This is a genomic window from Faucicola sp. SE7633, assembly GCF_059264685.1.
In genome coordinates this window covers 22774-45596 of the sequence record NZ_JCADBW010000003.1, presented here as the reverse complement: position 1 = coordinate 45596, position 22823 = coordinate 22774, and the positions used below count along the sequence as shown (strand labels likewise).

Below are 22823 nucleotides of genomic sequence, written 5' to 3'. Positions count from 1 at the left end.
TGATTTTGATGGGATAAGCAAACTGACAATTTTTGTCACCTTATGCTAAAATAACTTAAAAAATAAGCAACATTTTGGCGCGTGGGCTGGGTGCAATGCACCGCCAAAACCGCGCCCCATCCAAGCAGTAGTAAGAGGTGTGTATGCCATTGGCGTTGATTGTGGATGATGAAGTGGACTTGTGTCGGCTGATGCAAATGACACTCAAACGCATGGACATCGAGGCGCGTATTGCCTACGACATCGCCGCCGCCAACGCCTTACTTGCCGAGCAAACGTTTGATTTTTGCTTGACTGATTTGCGCCTGCCCGACGGCTCAGGGCTTGATATTGTCAAGCAAATTAGCCAGCATTATCCCAACACGCCCGTTGCTGTCATCACCGCGCATGGCAATATGGATTTGGCGATTGAGGCGTTAAAGCTTGGCGCGTTTGATTTTGTCAATAAACCGCTTGAGCTGCCGCGCCTGCGCCAGTTGGTCGAAAACGCGCTCAAAGCCGCTGCCGATGCCAACGCCCAAACCAACGCCAGCACGCCACCTGATTTGTTTGCAGGCAAGCTTATTGGGCAATCGGCCGCGATTGTGCAGCTTAAACACACCATCCAAAAATTGGCACGCAGCCAAGCGCCCGTGTTTTTGTGGGGCGAATCGGGCACGGGCAAAGAGGTCGTCGCGCGGCTGATTCATGAGCTTAGCCCACGCAGCCAAGCCAGCTTTGTCCCCGTAAACTGCGGCGCGATTCCTGCTGAGCTTATGGAAAGCGAGTTTTTTGGGCACAAAAAAGGCAGCTTTACGGGCGCGACGGCGGACAAAGACGGTCTGTTTCAGCAAGCCAATGGCGGCACGCTGTTTTTGGATGAAGTCGCTGATTTGCCGCTTGCCATGCAGGTCAAGCTGTTACGCGCGATTCAAGAAAAAAAGGTGCGCCCCATCGGCGGCACGCAAGAGGTCGCCGTCGATATCCGCCTGTTATCCGCCACGCACAAAAACCTTGCCAAACTGGTTGAGGCTGGTGAGTTTCGGCAAGATTTATATTACCGCATTCACGTCATTGAGGTGCGCCTGCCAAGTCTGAACCAACGCAGCGACGATATTTTGCTACTTGCTGAGCATTTTTTGGCGCAAATCCGTGCCGACTGGCAGCTTGATAGCCAGCCTGTGCTGACCGATGCGGCAAAACACGCGCTGCTTAACCATCGCTATTTGGGCAATGTGCGTGAATTGCGCAATATTTTAGAGCGTGCGGTGACGCTTGCTGATAGCGCGGTGATTGATGTGGCGCATTTGCAGCTTACGCCAATGGAGCTTACGGCAAGTCAAGACACAGACGCACAGACAAAAGCGGGCCTGCCTGCCGTAACGCCTGACCCTGACCCTGACTCTAACCCTGCGCCAACCGACGGCAAGCCTAATCTCACGCCCAACCCTAGCCCCAGTTCTCATCAAAGCCCCAAAACCACCGTCAGCACCAGCTATCAGCAAACCGCGTTTAACCCCACCGTGCATTTAACGCCCAAAACGCTTGCCGCCAGCGTTTTGCCAGCACAAACCAAACCTGCCGCACCGCCCACCGATGCAGACACAGGACCGACAAGCGCACAACCCGATAGCACCTATTCTGCGCCAGCAGATTTGACCCAACACGATTTTGACCCACCCTCGGCAAGCGGCCATGCGACAACAAGCCTTGCGGATATAACCGCAATGCCTGAAGCCTTGGCGTGTGGGCAGCTAGCCTATACCAGCGACAATAGCGACTTGCCCAGTGAAGGTTTGGAAGCGTATTTGTTGCAACAAGAACGCCAGCTTATCTTGGCTGCGCTCAACCAAAGCGGTGGCAACAAAACCCAAGCCGCCAAGCTGCTCAATATGACGTTTCGCTCGCTGCGCTATCGGCTAAAAAAATTGGGCATTGAAAGCGAGGGTGATGACGATTAGGCAGTTGCAGCGTCAAACCACGCTTGTAGCGTTTGCGCCCAAGGTGCTGGCAAGCTGGCAAGCCCTGCCCTATCATAGCTTGCCAAAGGCAACCGCCGCGCCAGCAGTTGCCAATCGCCGCGTTGAATGGCAGCTTCACGGGCTGCTGCTGGCAAAACGATAGGTGGCAAACTGATTTGCTCAGCCGCCAATCGTACCGCCAAAATATCAACATCCAACGTGACATTGGGCTTGGTACATGCCTGCCTGCCGTTGTCACGCTCAAGCTGTTTGCTCAGCTGCCACAGCTTGGCATACGGCATAGCATGGTTGAGCATCACCACCGCAATTTGGTTGTGATACGGCGCGATTTGTACGGCGGCATGCTGTTTGGGCGCATGGTTATCTGCAAACTGACAGGCGTTTTGGTTTACCGCGCTTAGCGTAACCCGACCAATATCGGCAAGCGATTGTCGGCAGGCAGGCAGGTGCACATCGGGCGCAACATTGCTTGCCAGCGACAACACCGCGCCATCCACCATATCGCTGGATAAAATAACCGCGGCTGTCATCGGCTAGTGATTCGCGCGCCAACGGGTGATTTTGACCCCAACGTGACGCGCCTCCTTAACCGCCGTTGGTTTATATAGCGTCACCGTCACGCTGTCGGGGGCAAACTCTGCCAAAATCATCTCTGCCACCAGCTGCGCCAAACGCTCAATCAACGCCACGCGCTGCTCACGGCATACCTGCGCCACGCGCTCGCTGACGGTTTTATAATTTATCGCCGCCGCGATGTCATCACTTGCCGCCGCCTGCCGCTGGTCGGCCGTCATCTCGATATCAAATATCAGCGGCTGGGTGATTTGCTGCTCCCATTCGTACACGCCAATCACAGCATCCACCTGCAAGCCGTGGATAAACACCACATCCACCGCATTCGCCTCGTGTTGTTCCATGGGTTATATTATCCTTTATCTTATCAATCTGCTTAACGCTTGCGCTGTCGCAATAAATCATAGCTAAAAAATACCAATCCGAGCCAAATACAGCCAAACGTCATCAACCGACTGCTATCAAACGCCTCATGATAGACCCATACCGCCAGCAAAAACACAATCGTGGGTGACAGGTAATTTAAAAAACTTAACAGGCTAAACGCCACCATTTTGGTCGATTTGTTGTACATCAACAGCGGAATTAGGGTAATTGGCCCTGCCAACATCAGCAGCCAAATACTGGGCGACACCCAAAACGCCCAATGACTGCTAGCGACATCCGCCTGCCAAAACCACGCCACACACACGGGCACAAGCAGGGCGGTTTCAATAAACATCGCCGACAGCGCATCAAGTGGCGTACGGCGGTGCATCAGCCCATAGACCGAAAACGTCGCCGCCAGTAGCAGCGACACCCACGGCAACTTGCCCAGTAGCAGCACCTGCACGCCCACACCAACCAATGCCAAACCAATCGCCAGCCATTGCAAAGGGCGCAGCCGCTCTTGCAACACCACCAACGCCAACAACACGCCTGCCAACGGGCTGATAAAATAACCCAAACTTGCCTCAAGCATGTGGTTGTGATTGACCGCCCAAACATACACCAGCCAGTTGGTCGCAATAATCGTGCCCGATATCAACGTGTACAGCAGCCACTTAGGCTCACGACGCACAATGCTCAGCCATTGCCAATGCCGCCGTACAACAAGAAACAGCAGCACAAAAACAAATGACCAAACCACCCGATGCCCGATGATTTCAACGGCATCATAATTGGCAAGCTGTTTAAAATACAGCGGAAAAAAGCCCCACAAGGTGTACGCGCCCAACGCGGTGGCAACACCGCGCGGTGTGGTGACAACGCTGGTGGCCGCTTTAACGGGTTGGCTGGGTGTCTTAGCAGGGTCGTGAGTGGGTGACGCGGACATGTTTACAATTTACAGCAACGTTTTTAACAGTCAATTTTGGTTATGCGTTTTTGGCTTACGCGTGGCTAGGCAATCGGTGGTCTATCTGGTGCGTTAGGCAGCGATACCTGAGCCAAAATGCAATCATCGGCAAATCCAACCCAAGCAGCCGAGTGACTTGGCCAGCATAGCGAGCGTTTTTTACCCAAACAATTTTTGGCAAACACGCGTTTGGGCAATACGCCATCGCTAAGCGTTATCTTGCTCAACCCTCACATTAAGGCCTGCTTGGCTGACCAACTGGGCAAAATTGGGGAAGCTGGTATTGACCGTTTCGGTGCCATGTATCGTGATGGTGGCTGATGCGCGTAAGCTTGCCACCGCAAAGCTCATGGCAATGCGGTGATCATGATGACTGTTGATGTCACCACCGCCAAACACATGCCGCGCTGTGCCTTTGCCTGTGATACGAATGCCATCATCCAGCACAGTACAATCCACGCCAAGCGTCTGCAAGCCATCTGCCATGACAGCGATGCGGTCGGATTCTTTGACGCGTAGTTCTGCCGCGCCGCGCAATACCGTTTCGCCCTCAGCACAGCTTGCCGCGACAAACAAGGCAGGAAATTCATCAATCGCCAGTGGCACAAGGTGTTGGGGAATTTCAATACCCTGCAACGGCGCGGCTTTAACCACGATATCTGCAACAGGCTCGCCGCCCACGTCGCGCGTGTTGGTTAGGCTAATATCCGCGCCCATCAAGCGCAAAATATCAATCACACCCGTGCGCGTTGGATTGATGCCCACATGCGGCAAGGTGATGTCACCATGCGGTGCGATGCTAGCAGCCACCATAAAAAACGCCGCGCTTGAAATATCGGCAGGCACGGCCAAATCACACGCCGTCAAAGTGCCGCCGCCGTGCACGGTGATGCGGTTGCCGTCTTGCTCGACAGGATAACCAAACGCGCGCAACATACGCTCGGTGTGGTCACGGGTGACTTCAGGCTCACTGACCGTCGTACTGCCTTGCGCGTACAAACCTGCCAATAGCAAACATGACTTGACCTGCGCTGATGCCATCGGCATGGCATAATCAATGCCGCGCAGTGGCTTGCCGCCTGTGATGCTAATGGGCGGTGTGCCTTTTTCACCCGTGGTCTGCAGGCTTGCGCCCATTTGGCGTAGCGGCGCTGCCACACGCTCCATCGGGCGTTTGGACAAGCTGGCATCACCAATCAACACGCTATCAAACGCTTGCGCTGCCAAAATCCCTGCCAGCAGGCGCGTGCTAGTGCCAGAATTGCCCATATCCAGCGGTTTGGCAGGCGCTTTTAAACCGTGCATACCCACGCCCTCGATAGTGACTTTATCGCCATCACGGGTGATATGGACACCCATCTCAACAAACGCTTGTAGCGTTGCCAGCGCATCTTCGCCTTCCAAAAATCCCGTCACCGTCGTAGTGCCGACGGCCAAAGAACCCAGCATAATCGCGCGGTGCGAAATCGACTTATCCCCTGCCACGGTGTACGTGCCAGTAAAGCGCTCAGCAGGCGCGATGCAATAACGTTGGGTCGGTTGGCTCATGGTTGGGTCATTCCTGTGTTGGGCGCTGGCAAGCATATGCCCAAAATGGCGGCGGGCATGGCGAGCGGCGCGTAAATCCGCCAACAGCGCGGGGCTATCGTCAGTCAAAAGTTGGTGTTTTAGCCGCATAAGCTGGGCTTCATAATCCGCAATCCCTGCCAATAGCGCAGCCTTGTTGGCAAAAAAAATGTCATGCCACATGATCGGGTCACTGGCGGCAATACGGCTAAAATCACGAAAACCGCCAGCCGCGTAGCGAAAAATATCCAAATTGTCATCGTGCGCGGCAAGCTGATTGACCAGCGCAAAGGCGAGCAAATGCGGCAAATGGCTGGTATGCGCCAGCACCTCATCGTGGCGTACCGCGTCCATCACACTAACGTGCGCACCCAGCGCCTGCCATAGCGCGGTAACCTTTGCCACGGCTGCGGTATCGCTAAATGCGGTTGGACAAACGATGACTTGATGATGGACAAACAGCTGTCCGTTACGCGCCAGCAAGCCCGATTTTTCCGCGCCTGCAATCGGATGCGCAGGCACAAACTGCCCAAACGCAATTCCATGCGCCGCGCGTACCGTTTGCGCTGCTGCCACCACGCCTGCTTTGGTGCTCCCCACATCGGTTATCACGCAGTCATCGGGCAACACCCCTGCCGCCAAGGCTTGCGCCAGCGTGTCCAACACGCCTGCCATCGCACCGACAGGCACGGCAATCACCACCCCATCACAGCCTGTCAGTGCCTGCGCAAGCGTTGTAAACCCTGTATCAATCACGCCAAGCCGCTGGGCTTGCGTCAAGGTCGCAGCATGGGTATCAAACGCGACGATTTGCTGGCTTAAACCGCGCTCGCGCATGGCTTGGGCAACACTTGCCCCCATAAGACCCAACCCGATAATACAGGTTTTTGCAAACATCACCGCCAATGACCACCTAACCCCGTTAATTTTTTAACGCTCAACACCACGTAACAACCAGCCCCTACGCCAAAACTTGCGCCAACGTATCCAAAAAGCGGTTGTTCTCCTCAGGCAAACCGACGCTAACGCGAATCCACGCGCCCAATCCATAACCACTCAGCACACGCACCACGATGCCTTGCTCAAGCAACGCTTGGTACACCGCTTGGCCATCGCCCACATTGACCATGACAAAATTTGCCACCGACGGCACAAACTCAATGCCTAAACTGTCCAAACCTTTGTACAACGCTTGCCGCTGCTCGGCATTAAACGCCACATACTCTGCCAAAAACGCTTGGTCTGCCAACGCCGCTTGCGCCGCCGCCAATGCCAGCACGTTCGCCCCCATCGCTTGGCGCGACAGTTTAAGCAGCTCAGCAAGCGCAAGCGAGCTGACCGCGTAGCCGATTTTAAGCCCAGCCAGCCCATACGCCTTAGAAAACGTGCGTAAAATCACCACGTTATCATAAGTTTGTGTCAAGCGTATGCTGGTTTGGTTGGGCGCAAACTCGATATACGCCTCATCAATCACCACCAACACCGATGGCGGCACGCGTGCGACAAACTTGGCAATCGCCTCTGCTGTCAGCAGTGTACCCGTTGGGTTGTTGGGGTTTGCCAACATGACCAGCCGACACCCAGAGGTGGCGTTCACCACCTGCGCCATCGCGGCAAGGTCATGCCCGTATTGCACCGCAGGCATACACACCGCTTGGCGCGTTAGGTTCAAACTTGCCAACTGATAATCCGACAGCGCGTACTCGGCATACACCAATCGCCCATGCGGGTTTGCGCTCACCGTCGCTGCCGCAAGCAACGCCAGCAAATCCTGCGCCCCGTTTGCCAGTGTCACACAATCAGCGCTAACGCCATGAAAATCACCCAATTGCCGCCGCAACGTCACACCTGCCCCGTCGGGATAACGTGACAGCGCGCCCAACTGCAATGCCACCGCCAGCGTCACATGTGGCGAACAACCCAGCGGATTTTCATTACTGGATAATTTAACGATATCATCCGCCTGCACACCGTATTTATGGATGATATGCTCACGCGTCACATCCGCCTGATACACTTGCAAAGCATCTAAATTTGGCAAATCGGGACGCGATAAATCAGGTGGTGACAAATTTGAGTGTACAGCTGACATAAACTACCTTCTGACATACGCCCATCGTCAAACCGTCGGGTTTGGTGGGCAATCCTTGCAACCTCGAGTAACCCCAATCTAAAACAGCGATCCTTGACACAGCACAAGGCCTAAGCGTATCAGCCACACAGATGGCGACCTTAATCATCATAACACGAGGCTGCCTATATCTCTACCCAAACAACGCTGACCCGTGGCGCATAATGCACGCACGACAAGCCAACGCCAATCTTTTAGCCCACCCTCTTTTAGCGCACCCATGGTCGCCCAATTTGCCCCCAAGCCTCAGCTAAAATGACGAATCAGGCTGCTGCAAAAATTCCAACTCCTGCGCGCTTGACGTGCGCCCCAACACCGCGTTGCGATGCGGACACCGCCCAAAGCGTGCGATGATGGCGCGGTGTCTGTGCTCGTAGTCTTGCGTGCTGGCATCAGCATACTGGTCAAACAACGGCTGGGCGGCTGTGTGAATCGCCAAAGATTCGGCGTGCTTGACTTCCTCCCTCCCTATCGTTCGGGGATTCCTGCTCCCAGACGGTTAGACCTGCCGCAAGAATGTTCCGACTGGCATTGATATCTCTATCATGCCATGTGCCACACTTTGCACAAGTCTACTGCGAGCATAGCTCTTGTCTTGCGAACGGGCAAAGCAGTGCTTTGCTTATCCGTTCTCATCTCTTATTCGCAAACCTGCTCTACCTTTCGGACTACTGGACATATCGCCGCAGCACGAGCACGTCACGGCGGGCATAGCCCTTGTCTTGCGGACGGGCGAAGCGGTGCTTCGCTAGTGCCGTCCTCAGGTAATGTATCGTTCATTCACGATTTCAAAACGGCAACCTGCGTGCTCGCATTTGTAGGTCAGTTGGCGTTTGAGTTCAAACCAACCTGCATCGTAAACCGACTTGGCTAGTTTGCCTTGTTTACTGTTAAATTGGGTAGTTTTAATATCACCGACCACGATTAGGGCATTGTCTTTGACTAATCGGGAGGTGAATTTATGTATCAGGTCTTGGCGTGTGTTTTTGATTTTGGCATGGATTGCCTTGACACGCTGTTTGTTGTTGGCACGTTGGGCGGTGGCTAAATCTTTGGCATATTTAAGCGTTTGCTTGATTTGTAGCTTGTCGCCATTTGAGGCGGTAGCACTGTCTTTTAAGCCTAAATCAATGCCGACGCTACCTGCCCCACATGGTTGTTTGGGGTAGTCTTTGACGGTGATACAGGCATACCATCGGTTACGGCTGTCTTGTACGATTTCACAGGTGTTAATTTGGTATAGGCTTAGGTTGTAGCTGTCCCATAGGTCAAGGATAAGTTTTTGCCCTTTGGCTAGGCTAAGCTGTAAGGTGGTTTTTAAGCCTTTTTTGCCTGTTTGTCTGGTGGCTAGGTGTTTGATGGCACTGTGTTTAAAGGGTAGCCAACCCAGTGATTTACGCTTAGCCTTGGGGTTGTTGGTGCGCCAATTTAGTTTGGCTTTTTTAAATTGGCGACGCGATTTGGCGTGGGTTTCGTTGATGGCTTGGATGGTTTGGCTGTGTAGATTTAGGTGTTCGCTGCTGCCTTTGGTGTATTTGTTTAAATCATAAGCGGATAGGAACTTGCCTGTGCGTTTAAGGTATTGCAGGCTCAAGTCATTGACGTAGTTCCACACAAAATTAATCGAACCGCTTAGGCGGTTAAGTTGGTCGGTGTGTTTGTCGCGTATGCGTAGCTTGAGTGTTTTCATGGGGTTATTTTAACAAGTTTTGTAGTAAAACACACCACGCTAAAAAAATTCGTGTATAATTTTTAGTTCCCGTGTTGCCTTAATCCTATGCCTAAAGTCGGTGGTTTTACGGCAACGGAGGATAAACGGCATCAAGGCAAAATTGCGCTCTGCTTGCTTGAGCGTGGCAAAATCGGATTGCTGCACCAAGGCTTGCGCCAACACCAACGCCATGCCGTCTTGAGCAAAGGCTTGCGGCGTGTCGCGGTAGATATTGCGTGAAAACTGGTCAAGCACGATGATTTCTGCCAATCGTCCACGCGCACTATCGCGCCACGTGTACAGCTCACCGCGCATGGCGGCCTTAAGCGTGGGCAAAAACTGCGCGGTCAAACGGGCATCAAAATCGGCATCTTTGGCAAACCACAGCGGCTGGGTTTTTGGGTCAAACCAAACCTGCAACACCGTTTGCGCCTTATGTTGTGTGTCGGTTTTGCCCGTATTTTGTGCGTCATATTGTGTCGCAAGGGGGGATGTGTTTGCCATCGTTTGGTCTCTTATCGCCTTTGATAGACTTACAAAACCGCTTTGGGGTATGACCCCAACACGCGCAAATCCTTGACATTGGGGCGAATTTCATCCAACGCCGCCTGCAATGCCGCGTCTTCACTGTGCCCTAACATATCAATAAAAAACACATACGCCCACTTGTTGGGACGCTCAGGGCGCGTCTCGATACTGGTCATCGATACGCCATGCTTGGCAAGCGGCTGCAAAATCTGAATCAGCGCACCTGCTTGGTCTTTGGCAGACACCAAAATTGAGGTCTTATCCTGCCCCGATGGCGCGACCCGCTCACGCCCGATCATCAAAAACCGCGTGGTGTTGGCAGGGTTGTCCTCGATGTTTTCATATAGCTTGTGTAGTCCATACTCGCTGGCGGCGACCTCCCCTGCAATGGCGGCAGAATGCCACTCGCTTTTGAGCCGCCTTGCCGCCTCACCATTGCTCGACAGTGCCACGCGCTCAACATTTGGGTAGTGGGTATCAAGCCATTGCCGACATTGCGCCAATGCTTGCTGATGCGCATAAATTTTGGACAGTCCTGCCACTTTGGTATGCTCAGCGACCAAAAACTGGTGGTGAATCGGCAGCTCAACCTCACCGATGATATGCAATTCTGACGTTAAAAAACCGTCCAATGTGTGATTGACCACGCCTTCAGACGAATTTTCGACAGGCACAACGCCATACATCGCCGCACCCGACTCAACCTCTCGAAACACATCGCCAATCGTTGCCAAGGGCATGGTGGTGGCAGCCTTGCCAAAATGCTTGAGCGCAGCCGCGTGGGTAAATGTGCCTGCTGGCCCCAAATAAGCGATTTTTTGCGGTGCTTCAAGGTCTAGGCACGCGGACATGATTTCACGAAACAGCCGCGCCATTTTATCGGCAGGTAGCGGCCCTGTGTTGCGCGCCATGACATGGCTTAAAACTTGTGCTTCACGCTCGGGACGGTAAAAAATCGGTGACTCATCGTGTTGTTTTTTGATATGCGCCACGTCAATGGCAAGGCGCGCACGGCGATTAATCAGCGTTTGAATGTCGGCATCAATCGCGTCAATTTGCTGGCGCAATTTGGCCAAATCTTGCGGCTGCGCTTGGCTATGAATTTGGGGTTGGCTGGTGTTTGGAACGTTGGATTCGGTTTGGCTCATGGTCGGTTTTGTTTTCGCAGTGTTCAAATTAAACGTGTTAAAATTAAAAAACGATACCAATTTTTCGTTAGAGGATATTCATTTAAAAAAATACCATGCGTGCGCGGTCAGCGCCTAATCAAGCCGAATACTAGCACACTATTTAAGCTTGCGCTAATGTTTAATTGCTCCCCAACACCGACCCCACCAAATGCCTTGCCTGTCTCGCCCCTGCACCACGCTTTAAACCGCCCATTTAATCTGCGCAAGGGCTTGATAACGTGTTATAATCGCTGTCTTTTATTTGAATTTAACAGTTTTTACGCCCAGCCGCTAAGCGAATGTTATGACCGATACCGCCCCCTTATCCCACCCAACCGCCAAGCGTTGGCCCATCATCATCACCTGTGCCGATGGGCTAGAGCAGCCGCTGGTGCGTGAGCTTGCCAGCCTTGATATCAACGCAGCGGTTGCGCGTACGGGGCGACTTAGCGCCGATTTGAGCTTAGCTGATATCTACCGCGTGTGCTTGTGGTCACGCGTGGCTTCGCGTGTGCTGCTGCCACTGGCGCAAACACCGATTCAAGACGGTGATGTTGCCGAGCAGCTGTATCAATTTGCTGGCACGGTGGATTGGTCGGCGTGGTTTGGTGTTGAACAAACCTTTGCCATTCGTTTGTCATTGGATAAGCGCGTTACTGCCAATCAGCAGTTTGCGATGCTGCGTATCAAAGACGCGATTGCCGACCAGTTTAATGCGCGCGTGGGTCGCCGCCCAAATGTTGATAAACAGCCCGATTTTGCTATTGTCGCGCAAGTGGGCGAAAAATCCGCCGAGTTGGCGCTGGATCTGTCGGGTAGCAGTTTGCACCGCCGTGGCTACCGCGCGGCCATGACGGATGCACCGCTAAAAGAAAACCTTGCCGCCGCGTTGCTGTATAGCGTTGATTTTCACCAAGCTGCGTATGACGCGCTGATAGACCCGATGTGTGGCTCAGGGACGTTGCTGATTGAGGCGTTGCTGATGCGTGCCGATTACGCTGTGGGGCTGGATAAAGCCGAGCGTCAGTTTGGTTTTTATGCCTGGCAAGCGCACGACGACACGCTGTGGCAGCAGTTGGTCAATGACGCAAGCCAACGTTTTGGCGATGGGTTGGCGCGTGTGCGTGAGGACTTGGCGGCAGGGCGTTTTAGCGTCATTGGGCTAGATGCCGACGCGCAAGCCATCAAGGCAACCCACAAAAACCTGATGGCAGCAGGGCTTGGCGCATTGCTGGCGCACATCACCTTGCAGCAGCGTGCGTTGGCAAGCCTGCCGCGCGCGCTGGATGCCGCCGCAGGCCATGGCCGCCGCCCAACCGACTGGCAGCAGCCGCTTATCATCACCAACCCCCCCTACGGCGAACGCCTTGGCGATGAACCGCTGATTAAGCCGTTGTATCAAGGTTTTGGCAAGCGGTTGCAACAGATTTTTGCCGACGACGCGCACCGCGTCACGGTGGGTGTCTTGGCAGGCAAGGTTGAGCACGCGGACACCTTGCCACTGCTTGACCCACAGACCTTGCGCTGTCACAACGGTGCTTTGACGGTATATTTTCGCTCAGGCCAGCTTAACACCCAGCCTGCGCCCAGCCTCATTGACACTTACCAAAAACGCGCGGTCACGCTTGAGGGCGCGCAAGATTTTGTCAATCGTTTGCAAAAAAACTTGGCCAATCTCAAAAAAACCGCGCTCAAACAAGGTGTGACCAATTTGCGCATTTATGACGCAGATTTGCCCGATTTTAAAGTTGCCGTCGATGTGTATGGCAATTTTGTCCACGTGCAAGAGTATGCCGCGCCCAAATCCATCGACGCGCAGGTTGCCAAAACGCGTTTTAATTTGGCGTTGGTGGGTATTCGTGAGGTCTTGGGCGTAAACCGTGAGCAGACGTTTATCAAAACACGCGCGCGCCAATCGGGCAATGAGCAGTACGACAAAAAGAACAACACAGGCAAGTTTTTTGTCGTCAGCGAGCCAACAACGGGCGGACAAACAGCGTATTTTTTGGTCAATTTTAGCGACTATTTGGACACAGGCTTGTTCCTTGACCATCGCCCTATGCGCCAGCTGATTGCTGACAGCGCGCGCGGCAAACGCGTGCTCAATCTGTTTGCCTACACCGCCAGTGCAAGCGTGCATGCGGCATTGGGCGGTGGCAAGCACGTGGTGAGTGTGGATTTATCGCAAAATTATTTGGACTGGGGGCGCAAAAACTTTGCCCTCAATGGCTTGGCCGAAAACGAAGCGTATCAGTTCATCGCCGCCGATGTGTTTGACTGGCTCAAAAACCACAGCGAACAATACGATGTGATTTTTATTGACCCGCCAACGTTTTCCAATTCAAAAAAATTCAAAGGCACGTTTGATGTGCAGCGCGACCACGCCGCATTAATCAACCGCGCGATGAACCGCTTGAGTGCTGACGGTGTGGTGTATTTTTCCAATAACTTTAGCAAATTTGTGCTGGATGATACGTTAAGCGCGCGCTATGCTGTTGAAGAGCTGACCTACCGCACGATTGGCTTTGATTTTGATGTCAAACGCCCGATTCACCGCGCGTGGGCATTGCGCCATAAGCCTGCGTCCTAACCGACCAATAAACAGCGGTTGGCAGGGTGGTAACTTTTTTGCATAAACTTTGGCACAAAAATGCCGCTAAATAGCTTTTAGCCACGCGCACAGGGTGCTACAATGTGCACTTTTCTGTGCTGTTGGCGCGCTTGGGCGACGGGGCATGGGGTTTTAAGCAAGATTTTGAGATTGGGGGAGCTATGGCGTTAATCGTGCAAAAATACGGCGGCACGTCGATGGGAAGCGTAGAGCGCATTAAAAACGTTGCGCAGCGTGTCAAACGTTGGCATGACCACGGGCACCAAATTGTGGTGGTGGTGTCAGCGATGAGCGGTGAGACCAACCGCTTAATTGATCTTGCCAAACAAGTCAGCACCCAGCCCGACCCCCGTGAATACGACCAAATGGTCTCAACGGGTGAGCAGGTATCGATTGCACTGCTGGCCATGGCATTAAAAGACTTGGGCGTAAATGCCAAGTCCATGACGGGCGGCCAGGTGGCGATTCGCACCGACAACAGCCACACCAAAGCGCGTATCCAGCACATTGATGACAGCCAAATCCGTAGCGCGCTTGATGCCGACACGGTGGTGGTGGTAGCAGGTTTTCAGGGTATCGACGACCACGGTGATATCAACACCTTGGGGCGCGGTGGCTCAGACACTACGGGCGTGGCATTGGCCGCGGCGTTGTCGGCGGATGAATGCCAAATCTATACCGATGTGGATGGCGTGTACACCACTGACCCACGCGTCACCCCCAAAGCCAAAAAACTGGCAAAAATCACCTTTGAAGAAATGCTAGAAATGGCAAGTCTTGGTTCAAAAGTGCTGCAAATTCGCGCGGTTGAATTTGCTGGCAAATACCAAGTGCCGCTGCGTGTGCTGTCAAGTTTTGATGAAGACGTTGATGGCAGCTTTGATGACACATTTAGACAAACGGTGGGCACGCTTATCACCACCGACGAGGGAGACACGATGGAACAGCCGATTATCTCAGGGATTGCCTTTAACCGTGACGAAGCCAAAATCGTTGTGCGCGGCGTTGCTGATCGCCCCGGTATTGCCTCAGCGATTATCAGCCCCGTCAGCCAAGCCAACATCGAAATCGACATGATTTTGCAAAATCTATCAAGCAACGGTAGCACAGACTTTAGCTTTACTGTCAATCGCGGTGATTATGACAAAGCCATGCAGATTTTGCAGGCGCATTTGGCAGAAATCGGCGGTAAAGAAATTGTTGGTGATAATAAAGTGGTCAAGGTGTCACTGGTGGGTGTGGGTATGCGCTCACACGCAGGCGTGGCTAGCCAGATGTTCCAAACCTTGGCAGAAAACAACATCAATATTCAGATGATTTCAACCAGTGAAATCAAAATCTCCGTGGTTATTCAAGAGCAGCAGCTTGAAAAAGCCGTCAAGGCATTGCACACCGCGTTTGGGCTTGACCGCGACAACGGTGAAAGCAAGGTCGCTGGCTTGTAATCCGCCTTGTAATTTTGCCAGATGCCCCGATTAAAGGGCTAAGCAGGTATGGCGTTTGTGCCAAACCATGCAACCACGACACCGCCAGTGCCAACATTAATTGGTTTTGGCGGTGGATTGTTTTATGCTGCTGCCAAATCAGACCAATTTTTTGCACCATTTAAGCTTGCTTGATAAATACCGTGCGATTTGGGCAAATCGCAATGCTTACGCAGCGTGAATGAGGGCGTGCGATTTGGCGACATTGGGTAAATAATGATAAGGCGCGTTAGCAAACGCGCCAGTCACCGTAGCAGCCCGTCTGCTAATCAGGCGACATAAGGAGCGTGACGCATGTTAATTTTAACCCGCCGTGTTGGCGAAACTTTAATGATTGGTGATGAAGTCAGTGTCACCGTGTTGGGTGTCAAAGGCAATCAAGTGCGTTTGGGTGTCAATGCGCCCAAGGACATTGCTGTACACCGTGAAGAGATTTATCAGCGTATTTTGCATGAGCGTACTGGCTTTGAAGGCGATAGCGCGTACGATGGCGGTGCTTATGAGCGCGATTATACCCAGCAGCCGCAAGAACGCTATGGCAATTCTGAACGCGGCTATCAAGGCAACTATTCACGTTTTGACGATCAAGCAGGCTATGAGCGGCGCGAACGCGCACCCCACGGCAATGGCGATTTAAACCACTTGGAAAATCAACGCTTTGGTAATCAAGGCAATTTTAACCCAAACTTCAATCCGTTTGATGACGATTTTTATAACCGCTAAATCTGCCCACCCGCTGTTAAAAAGCCGCTTGTATCTTTGGGGTGCAAGCGGCTTTTTTGGTTAATGAACTGACCAAGTGTTGGCTTAAATCATGTATTCGATTTGCGCCTCTTGCAAAAAATCGGCGACAAACGCATTGGCAGGGTTACGAATCAGTTGCTGATAATCCCCCACTTGCACGATTTCACCATGGTTCATGACAACGATTTCATCAGACAATTCTGCCGCTTCGTCTTGGTCATGGGTGACCAAAATACTGGTAATACCCAGCTCATGGTGAATCGCACGCAACCAACCGCGCAGTGACTTACGCACCTTGGCATCCAACGCGCCAAATGGCTCATCAAGCAGCAATAACTTGGGCTCAACCGCCAACGCACGCGCCAACGCAATGCGCTGACGCTGCCCCCCCGATAGCTGATGTGGGTATTTGTTGGCAGTTTGCGGTAGCTGCACCAGCTCCAACAAGTGTTTGACTTTTTTGTCAATGTCCGCTTGGCTCGGGCGTTGGTTTTTGGGCATGACGGTCAGGCCAAACGCGATGTTGTCATACACCGTCATGTGGCGAAACAGCGCATACTGCTGAAACATAAAACCGATATGCCGCTTTTGCACGGGTACATCGGTGACATCCACACCGTCAAACAAAATCCGTCCCGTATCGGCAAGCTCTAGCCCTGCAATGATACGCAGCAACGTGGTTTTTCCGCAGCCAGATGGCCCAAGCAGCGAGGTCAATTTGCCCGTGGGTACGGTCAAATTCAGCGGATGCAAGGCGGTAAATTGCCCAAACTGCTTGCTGACATCACGAATTTCAATGCTCATGGCGTGGGGTCATCCTTGTTAAGTTGGTCGGTGGTCAGGCGGCGGTAGGCGCTGGGCGCGGTCGGCAGCGGCTCAAAATCTATATCCTCTTGCACCGCCTCACCTTGTTGTTTATTGGCTTGATAGCGGGTTAAAAGCTGTTGGATAATCAGCGTTACCAGTGCCAACAGCGCAAGCAGGCTTGATAAGGCAAACGCCGCCACCATGTTATATTCATTGTAAGCGATTTCAACCAATAGCGGCATGGTGTTGGTTTCGCCGCGGATATGCCCCGACACCACACTGACCGCGCCAAATTCTCCCATCGCGCGCGCATTGGTCAAAATAATACCGTACAGCAGTGCCCACTTGATATTCGGCAAGGTCACGCGCCAAAACATCTGCCAGCCCGACGCTCCAAGCGTCAAAGCCGCCTGCTCCTCGCTTGCACCCTGTGACTGCATGAGCGGAATCACCTCACGTGCCACAAACGGAAACGTGACAAACAGCGTCGCCAGCACGATGCCTGGAATGGCAAAAATCACTTGAAAACCAAAGTATTCCAACCAACCGCCAAGCCACGTGTTAGCCCCCAGCAGTGACACAAACATCAAACCTGCTACCACAGGCGAGACCGAAAACGGCAAGTCCAACAACGTCGTCAAAAACTGCTTACCGCGAAAATCAAACCGCGTCAAAAGCCAAGCCAATGCAATACCAATCACGGTATTAATCGGCACGACAATCGCCGCTGTTAGCAAGGTCAAGCGAATTGCCGCCAACGCTTCGCTATCGGTCAGCGCGGTAATGTACAATTGCCAGCCGCCTTTGAGCGCTTCATAAAACACCGCGGCCAGCGGAATCACCAGCATAACCGTCATAAACAGCACGGCAATGCCAATCAATAACCAGCGCAGCCACGCAGGCTCTTTGGTCGCAGGCGCGTTTTGGTACGGGTAATCTTGTCCGCCAATCATCACACGCCTCCGCCACGTCGCGTTAGCCACCATTGCACGGCATTGATGGTAAATAAAATCACGAATGAAATCAATAACATAAACAGTGCCACTGCCGCCGCGCCCGTGACATCAAAGCTTTCTAATTTCCCAATGATAATCAGCGGCAAAATCTCTGACTTCATCGGCAAATTACCTGCAATAAAAATCACCGAGCCGTACTCGCCCGTGGCACGGGCAAACATCATGCCTGCCCCCATCAGCAAGGCCGGGTATAATTCAGGCAGTACCACGCGGCGCACCGTGGTCAAACGGTTTGCACCCAGCACAGCGGCGGCTTCTTCGTATTCAACCGACAGCTCTGCCAACACAGGCTGCACCGCACGCACCACAAACGGCAAACTCACCACCACCAACGCCAACCAAATACCAATCGGGGTAAAAGCAATCTTGATACCAAACGGCGCAAACCAACGGCCAAGCAAGCCATTTGGCGCGTACAACGTCGCCAGCGAAATCCCCATCACCGCCGTTGGTAGGGCAAATGGCAAATCCACCAACGCATTGAGCAGCGATTTACCAAAAAAATCATAGCGCACCAGCACCCACGCCACCAACGTACCAAACACCAAATTGGTCAAAGTCGCCAATAGCGACACCTTGAGCGTCAGGCCTATCGCTGCTTGTACGCGCGGTTCGGTGATGGTCTGCCAAAAACCTGCCAATCCACCATCCGCCGCCGTCAGCACCATCGCGACAAACGGCAACAGCACAAGCAATGACAACGCCAACACGCTGATACCCAAACTGAGATTAAAAAACGGCATGATGTGGCGTTTTTTATTTTTGGGCAGCGTTTTGATATCCACACGCGGCTTAGCCGTCGTGGGCGGCGCGGATTCGCGGGCGTGAGGCGGACTTGCCATACGTCAAATTTACCTTTTGTTGGTTGATGGATGAAGGATTAAAATGCCAGCAACGTTATTTTTTGTTATCAGCAGGCGTTGTGGTGCTGTTTGGGTCAGCCAACTGGTCAAACACGCCACCGTCTTTAAAGTATTTGCCCATGATGTCATCCCAACTGCCAAATACGGCATTGGGGCTAAAGGTGTTGAGCGCAGGCAGTTTGTCCGCATTGTTTGCCAGCACGTTGGCATCACTGGGGCGCAGGTACAAATCCGCTGCCAACTGCTGGGCAGGCTCGCTCCACAGGTAGTCCAAATACGCTTTTGCCGCTTCGGTCGTGCCTTTTTTGTCGGTTACAGTTTTGACAATGGCGACGGGGTTTTCTGCTGCCACCGTGTAGCTTGGGTAAACAATCTCAACCTGCCCTTGCCCAAATTGCTTGCTGGCAAGGTTGGCCTCGTTTTCAAACGTCACCAACACGTCACCGATTTGACGTTGCAAAAACGTGGTCGTTGCCGCCCGTCCACCGTTTTCATACACAGGCACGTTTTTAAGCAGCTGCTTGACAAAGTTTTGCGCTTTGGCATCGTCGTTATTGAACTGGTGTAAGCCGTAGCCATACGCGCCCAAAAATGCATAACGCCCGTTGCCTGTGGTTTTGGGATTGGCCAAGACGATTTGCACGCCCGATTTGGTCAAATCTGTCCAGTCTTGGATGTGCTTGGGGTTGCCTTGACGCACCAAAAACACCACCGCACTGGTATAAGGCACGGCATGGTTGGGAAATTGCTGCTGCCAGTCATTGGCCACCAAGCCTTTTTTTGCCAGCAGTTCAATATCTGAGCCTTGGTTCATGCTGACGACATCGGCTTGTAAACCATTTGCCACCGCCAATGCTTGTTTGCTTGACCCACCATGCGACTGCTGAATGTCAATTTTTGCGCCATTGTGGGTTTGGGCGTATGCTTGCACAAACTTGGGGTTATAGTCTTTATAAAAATCGCGCGCCACATCGTATGATACGTTGAGCAATTTGATATCACCATTGGCAGCGGTATGGGCTGCGTTGTTGTTGGTGTTGGCATCGGCATTGGCACTGTCCGCCTGTTGGGTGGGTGCGCGCGCACAGCCAATCGCCGCCGCCAACGTCAATGCGCCAAGCGCCGACCATTTGATGGTATTTGACTGGGTAAATTGTTTCAATGACAAAACCGCTGATGACATAGCACCCCCTTTCATGAGTAATTAATCAGCCATGACGCGCTTGCAATCCATCGTAAACGCCACGATTAAGCGCGCTATTCTAACAAGGTTCGTCGTTATTTGGCTATGATAAATCACCGCATTGTTATGACCAAACGGCATATTTAAGCCGCGTTGTTAGGCGGTTTAGTGTTTGGTTTGCACTGATATTGCTGTCTTAGCCTGCACCATGCGCACAATAAATTTCAAAAAATGGCGTCCAAATGGCTTATAATAGGCTTATTTTTGTGTATTTATTCAAGCGTTAAGATTATGTCACTCAACCATCCCACCTCCTCCCCCGATTCAGCTTTATCACCCAACAACGCTGTGGTGCTGTTGTCGGGTGGGCTTGATTCGGTGACGTGTTTGTACTGGGCAAAGGCGCATTTTGATCATGTCACCGCGGTCAGCTTTGACTATGGGCAACGCCATAACAGCGAGCTGGCTGCTGCCAAGCGCATTGCCAAACGCGCCCAAGTCAATCATCGGATTATCAACATTGATTTGGCACAGTTGCGCGGCTCGGCGCTGACCGACCCATCCATGGATGTGCCGACGGGGCATGCGCATGACTTCACCAAGCAGCATGACGACCACGCCATTCCCAGCACGTATGTGCCTGCGCGCAACACGATTTTTTTGGCGTATGCGTTGGCAGTGGCTGAAGTGACGCACGCGCGCACGATTGTCATTGGGGTAAATGCGGTGGATTATTCAGGCTACCCTGACTGCCGCCCTGACTACATCGCCGCGTTTAACCACATGGCAAACCTTGCCACCAAAGCAGGGCGACTTGGGCAGACTTTAACCATTGCCACGCCTTTGTTGCAGTTGAGTAAAGCCGATATCATTCGCCTTGGCACGTCGCTTGGTGTAGACTATAGCTTGACGGTGTCGTGTTATCAAGCCGATGATGAGGGACGCGCGTGCGGCGTATGCGACAGTTGTGTGCTACGCCAGCAAGGTTTTTTACAAGCTGAAATAGACGATCCCACGCGCTATCGGGTAGGCTAACGCTATGCGTGCGCATGGGTGGATGGGTCATATTTTGGCCGCATCGTGGTTGATAGCATGGCGCTAAACCACCACCGCGCAACAATCTGTTTGAGGAACACTATGAAAACACCGTTGTTTAACCTTCGCACCGCGCTAAGCGTTGCTGCGTTACCCGTCGCGCTGCTGGTCAACACGGGCGCGTACGCCGCCAATGCCCAGCAAGTCAATGCCTGCGCCAGCCAAATGACTGAGCGCAATATCACCGACAGCAAGTCTGCCAGACGGTTTTGCACCTGCGTGCTAGATGAGCAAGCCAAAATCACCCAAGCGCAAAAAAATGAGCTCGATGAGTGGGTTCAAAGCGGCAAAGACGTGCGCCAAAACAAAACGTTTCAAACCATCAGCCTACGCATGAAAGCTTGCGGTGATGGTATCAAATTCAACCGTCCCACCACCGACAAACGCTAATACCCAAAAAAGTAACAAGGAAAAAAGACTGCGCCTTGTCGTCTTTTTTCCTTAACCAACGTGTGTATTGAGCCAGATGAAGTCAGGAAAAACTATGCCGCATACCCCCACTCGCACGGTTGATGTCGCCATCATTGGCGCAGGCACAGCAGGGCAAAGTGCGTTTCACCAAGTCAAAAAATGTGGCAAAGACGTGGTGATCATCAATGCAGGCAGCTGGACGACGACTTGCATTGACGCAGGGTGTATGCCCAGTAAATTGCTGCTAGCCGCGGCAGAACGCGCGCATCATGCGCGCACCACCGATGAATTTGGTATCAGCACGGCGGTGCATGTCGATGGCAAAGCCGTCATGCAGCGTGTGCAACGCGAGCGCGCGCGGCTTGCCAGCTATGTGCAAACCACCGTTGATGGCTGGGCAGATGACCAAAAAATCAGCGGTACAGCACACATCATCGGCAAAAGTGAGGATGATAAAGCCTTGTTGGCGGTCAATGCTGACATCATCGCAGCAGATACGCTGATTATCGCCACAGGCTCAACGCCGTCAGTGCCCGATGGCTGGGCGGATGCCTTGGGCGATCGGCTTTTGACATCAGACACGGTGTTTGATTTGCCCGATTTGCCCAAGTCATTGGCTGTGGTGGGCGCAGGTGCGATTGGGCTAGAGTTGGCGCAGGCGTTTAGTATGCTTGGTGTGCGTGTGCGGCTGTTTAACCGCGATGCCACGCTTGGCGGCTTACACGATGATGCCATCAATGCCGCAGCGATTGACAGCCTAGCTACGACCGTGGACATGACACTCAACGCGACGATTGATGACGTAGCCGCCACGGCTAGCGGCGTGCGTGTACACTACACCGATGACGATGGCAACCGCCAAACCTTTGCTGCCGATTATTTGCTAGCCGCCATCGGACGACATGCTAAGTTAGAATCACTTGGCGTAGGTCACCTCGGCATTGCCTTGGATGACAAGGGCTACCCCAAAGACCTTGACCCTGCCACAGGGCAAATCAAAGAACGCCGCGTGTTTGTCGTCGGTGATGCCAGCGGACATTTTCCGCTGCTGCATATTGCCAATATTGAGGGCACACAGGCAGGCATGCTGGCTAAAGACTGCTCAAGCACCGACGACAACATCCGCGATCTGCCCGTACCGCTGTCGGTGGTGTTTTGCTTGCCCAATATTGCCCAAGTTGGACAAACCTACCAACAGCTAAAAGACAGCGATACGGATTTTGTCACAGGCCATGTCAGCTTTGCCAACCAAGGGCGTAGCCGCGTGATGGGCGTGAATCAAGGTGCGCTACACCTTTATGCCGACCGCAGTGACGGTAAATTGCTTGGCGCATGTATGGTTGCTCCCGATGGCGAATATTTGGCGCATATCCTCGCGCTTGCCATTATGCAGGGCTTGAGTGCCGCTGAACTTTTGACCATGCCGTTTTATCACCCCACCATCATCGAGGGCGTGCGCACGGCATTGCGTGATATCGTTAAGCAATGTTTAGCCATGGCTGACGATGCCGACGCAGACTCAGACACAGACACAGCTGCCGCGCATGACCCTGAGGCAAAAAACGCCGCTTTACCACGCCTCAATCCCATGTTACGCTAAGCCGACACTAAACCAATGCGCTAGCCAAAGGTCG

Annotated in this window: 19 protein-coding genes and 1 pseudogene; 7 read left to right on the top strand and 13 right to left on the bottom strand. The window is 52.9% G+C overall.

Annotated features, from left to right (window positions below; translation table 11 throughout):
• Positions 1 to 143 precede the first annotated feature (143 nt).
• Positions 144 to 1940: a sigma 54-interacting transcriptional regulator gene (locus AC5L4R_RS01870; RefSeq protein ID WP_494472105.1), complete on the top strand. Its 1797-nt coding sequence runs from the start codon at positions 144 to 146 to the stop codon at positions 1938 to 1940.
• Here AC5L4R_RS01870 and AC5L4R_RS01865 read toward each other — a convergent pair.
• From AC5L4R_RS01865 to pheA, 9 genes are all read right to left on the bottom strand, one after another.
• Positions 1937 to 2491, bottom strand: a complete 555-nt coding sequence (locus tag AC5L4R_RS01865) for a hypothetical protein (RefSeq protein ID WP_494472104.1) — start codon at positions 2489 to 2491, stop codon at positions 1937 to 1939. The two genes, AC5L4R_RS01870 and AC5L4R_RS01865, sit on opposite strands and share 4 nt — an antisense overlap.
• A gap of 3 nt (positions 2492 to 2494) precedes the next feature.
• The gene (gene folB, locus AC5L4R_RS01860) at positions 2495 to 2878 is read right to left on the bottom strand and encodes a dihydroneopterin aldolase (RefSeq protein WP_494472103.1); all 384 of its coding nucleotides are present in this window, start codon (positions 2876 to 2878) and stop codon (positions 2495 to 2497) included.
• A gap of 32 nt (positions 2879 to 2910) precedes the next feature.
• Entirely contained in the window at positions 2911 to 3849 is a 939-nt protein-coding gene (gene rarD / locus AC5L4R_RS01855) for an EamA family transporter RarD (RefSeq protein ID WP_494472102.1), read from the bottom strand.
• Between the two features lie 228 nt (positions 3850 to 4077).
• Positions 4078 to 6333 (bottom strand): bifunctional prephenate dehydrogenase/3-phosphoshikimate 1-carboxyvinyltransferase, encoded by a 2256-nt coding sequence (locus AC5L4R_RS01850; RefSeq protein ID WP_494472101.1) that lies wholly within the window; start codon positions 6331 to 6333, stop codon positions 4078 to 4080.
• A 64-nt stretch (positions 6334 to 6397) separates the two neighbouring features.
• Positions 6398 to 7528 carry a histidinol-phosphate transaminase gene (gene hisC, locus AC5L4R_RS01845; RefSeq protein ID WP_494472100.1) on the bottom strand — a complete coding sequence of 377 codons (1131 nt, stop codon included), beginning with the start codon at positions 7526 to 7528 and terminating at the stop codon, positions 6398 to 6400.
• Between the two features lie 289 nt (positions 7529 to 7817).
• Positions 7818 to 8006 carry a DUF924 family protein gene (locus tag AC5L4R_RS01840; protein ID WP_494472099.1) on the bottom strand — a complete coding sequence of 63 codons (189 nt, stop codon included), beginning with the start codon at positions 8004 to 8006 and terminating at the stop codon, positions 7818 to 7820.
• Positions 8007 to 8327: 321 nt separating this feature from the next.
• Positions 8328 to 9257 (bottom strand): RNA-guided endonuclease InsQ/TnpB family protein, encoded by a 930-nt coding sequence (locus AC5L4R_RS01835; protein ID WP_494472098.1) that lies wholly within the window; start codon positions 9255 to 9257, stop codon positions 8328 to 8330.
• A gap of 39 nt (positions 9258 to 9296) precedes the next feature.
• Positions 9297 to 9782, bottom strand: coding sequence for a DUF924 family protein (locus tag AC5L4R_RS01830; protein WP_494472097.1), 486 nt, complete (start codon positions 9780 to 9782; stop codon positions 9297 to 9299).
• Between the two features lie 29 nt (positions 9783 to 9811).
• Positions 9812 to 10954, bottom strand: a complete 1143-nt coding sequence (gene pheA / locus AC5L4R_RS01825; RefSeq protein ID WP_494472096.1) for a prephenate dehydratase — start codon at positions 10952 to 10954, stop codon at positions 9812 to 9814.
• Between the two features lie 325 nt (positions 10955 to 11279).
• On the opposite strand from pheA, the gene rlmKL reads away from it, so the two are divergent.
• From rlmKL to csrA, 3 genes and pseudogenes are all read left to right on the top strand, one after another.
• A complete protein-coding gene (gene rlmKL / locus AC5L4R_RS01820; RefSeq protein WP_494472095.1) occupies positions 11280 to 13565 on the top strand; it encodes a bifunctional 23S rRNA (guanine(2069)-N(7))-methyltransferase RlmK/23S rRNA (guanine(2445)-N(2))-methyltransferase RlmL in 2286 nt (761 codons plus the stop codon).
• A 182-nt stretch (positions 13566 to 13747) separates the two neighbouring features.
• A complete protein-coding gene (locus AC5L4R_RS01815) occupies positions 13748 to 15031 on the top strand; it encodes an aspartate kinase (RefSeq protein WP_494472203.1) in 1284 nt (427 codons plus the stop codon).
• 333 nt (positions 15032 to 15364) lie between these two features.
• Positions 15365 to 15536: pseudogene (gene csrA, locus AC5L4R_RS01810) on the top strand (carbon storage regulator CsrA); the annotation flags it as partial.
• 341 nt (positions 15537 to 15877) lie between these two features.
• Here the strand turns inward: csrA and AC5L4R_RS01805 are convergent.
• From AC5L4R_RS01805 to AC5L4R_RS01790, 4 genes are read right to left on the bottom strand one after another with little or no spacing between them, the layout of a single operon-like run.
• Positions 15878 to 16618: a sulfate/molybdate ABC transporter ATP-binding protein gene (locus AC5L4R_RS01805; protein WP_494472094.1), complete on the bottom strand. Its 741-nt coding sequence runs from the start codon at positions 16616 to 16618 to the stop codon at positions 15878 to 15880.
• The gene (cysW, locus tag AC5L4R_RS01800) at positions 16615 to 17574 is read right to left on the bottom strand and encodes a sulfate ABC transporter permease subunit CysW (RefSeq protein ID WP_494472093.1); all 960 of its coding nucleotides are present in this window, start codon (positions 17572 to 17574) and stop codon (positions 16615 to 16617) included. The genes AC5L4R_RS01805 and cysW overlap by 4 nt, the downstream gene beginning before the upstream one ends.
• Positions 17574 to 18479: a sulfate ABC transporter permease subunit CysT gene (gene cysT, locus AC5L4R_RS01795; RefSeq protein ID WP_494472092.1), complete on the bottom strand. Its 906-nt coding sequence runs from the start codon at positions 18477 to 18479 to the stop codon at positions 17574 to 17576. The genes cysW and cysT overlap by 1 nt, the downstream gene beginning before the upstream one ends.
• Positions 18480 to 18534: 55 nt before the next feature.
• Entirely contained in the window at positions 18535 to 19683 is a 1149-nt protein-coding gene (locus AC5L4R_RS01790; RefSeq protein WP_494472091.1) for a sulfate ABC transporter substrate-binding protein, read from the bottom strand.
• A 291-nt stretch (positions 19684 to 19974) separates the two neighbouring features.
• Between AC5L4R_RS01790 and queC the strand changes: the two genes are divergently transcribed.
• The 3 genes from queC to AC5L4R_RS01775 all read left to right on the top strand — a co-directional run bounded on the left by queC (position 19975) and on the right by AC5L4R_RS01775 (position 22789).
• Positions 19975 to 20718, top strand: coding sequence for a 7-cyano-7-deazaguanine synthase QueC (gene queC, locus AC5L4R_RS01785; protein ID WP_494472090.1), 744 nt, complete (start codon positions 19975 to 19977; stop codon positions 20716 to 20718).
• Between the two features lie 102 nt (positions 20719 to 20820).
• Positions 20821 to 21168: a hypothetical protein gene (locus tag AC5L4R_RS01780; protein WP_494472089.1), complete on the top strand. Its 348-nt coding sequence runs from the start codon at positions 20821 to 20823 to the stop codon at positions 21166 to 21168.
• 94 nt (positions 21169 to 21262) lie between these two features.
• Positions 21263 to 22789 carry a dihydrolipoyl dehydrogenase gene (locus AC5L4R_RS01775; protein WP_494472088.1) on the top strand — a complete coding sequence of 509 codons (1527 nt, stop codon included), beginning with the start codon at positions 21263 to 21265 and terminating at the stop codon, positions 22787 to 22789.
• The last annotated feature ends 34 nt before the right edge of the window (positions 22790 to 22823 follow it).

What these genes read in the sequence shown, in the direction of transcription:
- AC5L4R_RS01870 (WP_494472105.1), top strand. Translation starts at nt 144, where the DNA reads ATGCCATTGGCGTTGATTGTGGATGATGAAGTGGACTTGTGTCGGCTG.
- AC5L4R_RS01865 (WP_494472104.1), bottom strand. Translation starts at nt 2,491, where the DNA reads ATGACAGCCGCGGTTATTTTATCCAGCGATATGGTGGATGGCGCGGTG.
- folB (WP_494472103.1), bottom strand. Translation starts at nt 2,878, where the DNA reads ATGGAACAACACGAGGCGAATGCGGTGGATGTGGTGTTTATCCACGGC.
- rarD (WP_494472102.1), bottom strand. Translation starts at nt 3,849, where the DNA reads ATGTCCGCGTCACCCACTCACGACCCTGCTAAGACACCCAGCCAACCC.
- AC5L4R_RS01850 (WP_494472101.1), bottom strand. Translation starts at nt 6,333, where the DNA reads ATGTTTGCAAAAACCTGTATTATCGGGTTGGGTCTTATGGGGGCAAGT.
- hisC (WP_494472100.1), bottom strand. Translation starts at nt 7,528, where the DNA reads ATGTCAGCTGTACACTCAAATTTGTCACCACCTGATTTATCGCGTCCC.
- AC5L4R_RS01835 (WP_494472098.1), bottom strand. Translation starts at nt 9,257, where the DNA reads ATGAAAACACTCAAGCTACGCATACGCGACAAACACACCGACCAACTT.
- AC5L4R_RS01830 (WP_494472097.1), bottom strand. Translation starts at nt 9,782, where the DNA reads ATGGCAAACACATCCCCCCTTGCGACACAATATGACGCACAAAATACG.
- pheA (WP_494472096.1), bottom strand. Translation starts at nt 10,954, where the DNA reads ATGAGCCAAACCGAATCCAACGTTCCAAACACCAGCCAACCCCAAATT.
- rlmKL (WP_494472095.1), top strand. Translation starts at nt 11,280, where the DNA reads ATGACCGATACCGCCCCCTTATCCCACCCAACCGCCAAGCGTTGGCCC.
- AC5L4R_RS01815 (WP_494472203.1), top strand. Translation starts at nt 13,748, where the DNA reads ATGGCGTTAATCGTGCAAAAATACGGCGGCACGTCGATGGGAAGCGTA.
- AC5L4R_RS01805 (WP_494472094.1), bottom strand. Translation starts at nt 16,618, where the DNA reads ATGAGCATTGAAATTCGTGATGTCAGCAAGCAGTTTGGGCAATTTACC.
- cysW (WP_494472093.1), bottom strand. Translation starts at nt 17,574, where the DNA reads ATGATTGGCGGACAAGATTACCCGTACCAAAACGCGCCTGCGACCAAA.
- cysT (WP_494472092.1), bottom strand. Translation starts at nt 18,479, where the DNA reads ATGGCAAGTCCGCCTCACGCCCGCGAATCCGCGCCGCCCACGACGGCT.
- AC5L4R_RS01790 (WP_494472091.1), bottom strand. Translation starts at nt 19,683, where the DNA reads ATGTCATCAGCGGTTTTGTCATTGAAACAATTTACCCAGTCAAATACC.
- queC (WP_494472090.1), top strand. Translation starts at nt 19,975, where the DNA reads ATGTCACTCAACCATCCCACCTCCTCCCCCGATTCAGCTTTATCACCC.
- AC5L4R_RS01780 (WP_494472089.1), top strand. Translation starts at nt 20,821, where the DNA reads ATGAAAACACCGTTGTTTAACCTTCGCACCGCGCTAAGCGTTGCTGCG.
- AC5L4R_RS01775 (WP_494472088.1), top strand. Translation starts at nt 21,263, where the DNA reads ATGCCGCATACCCCCACTCGCACGGTTGATGTCGCCATCATTGGCGCA.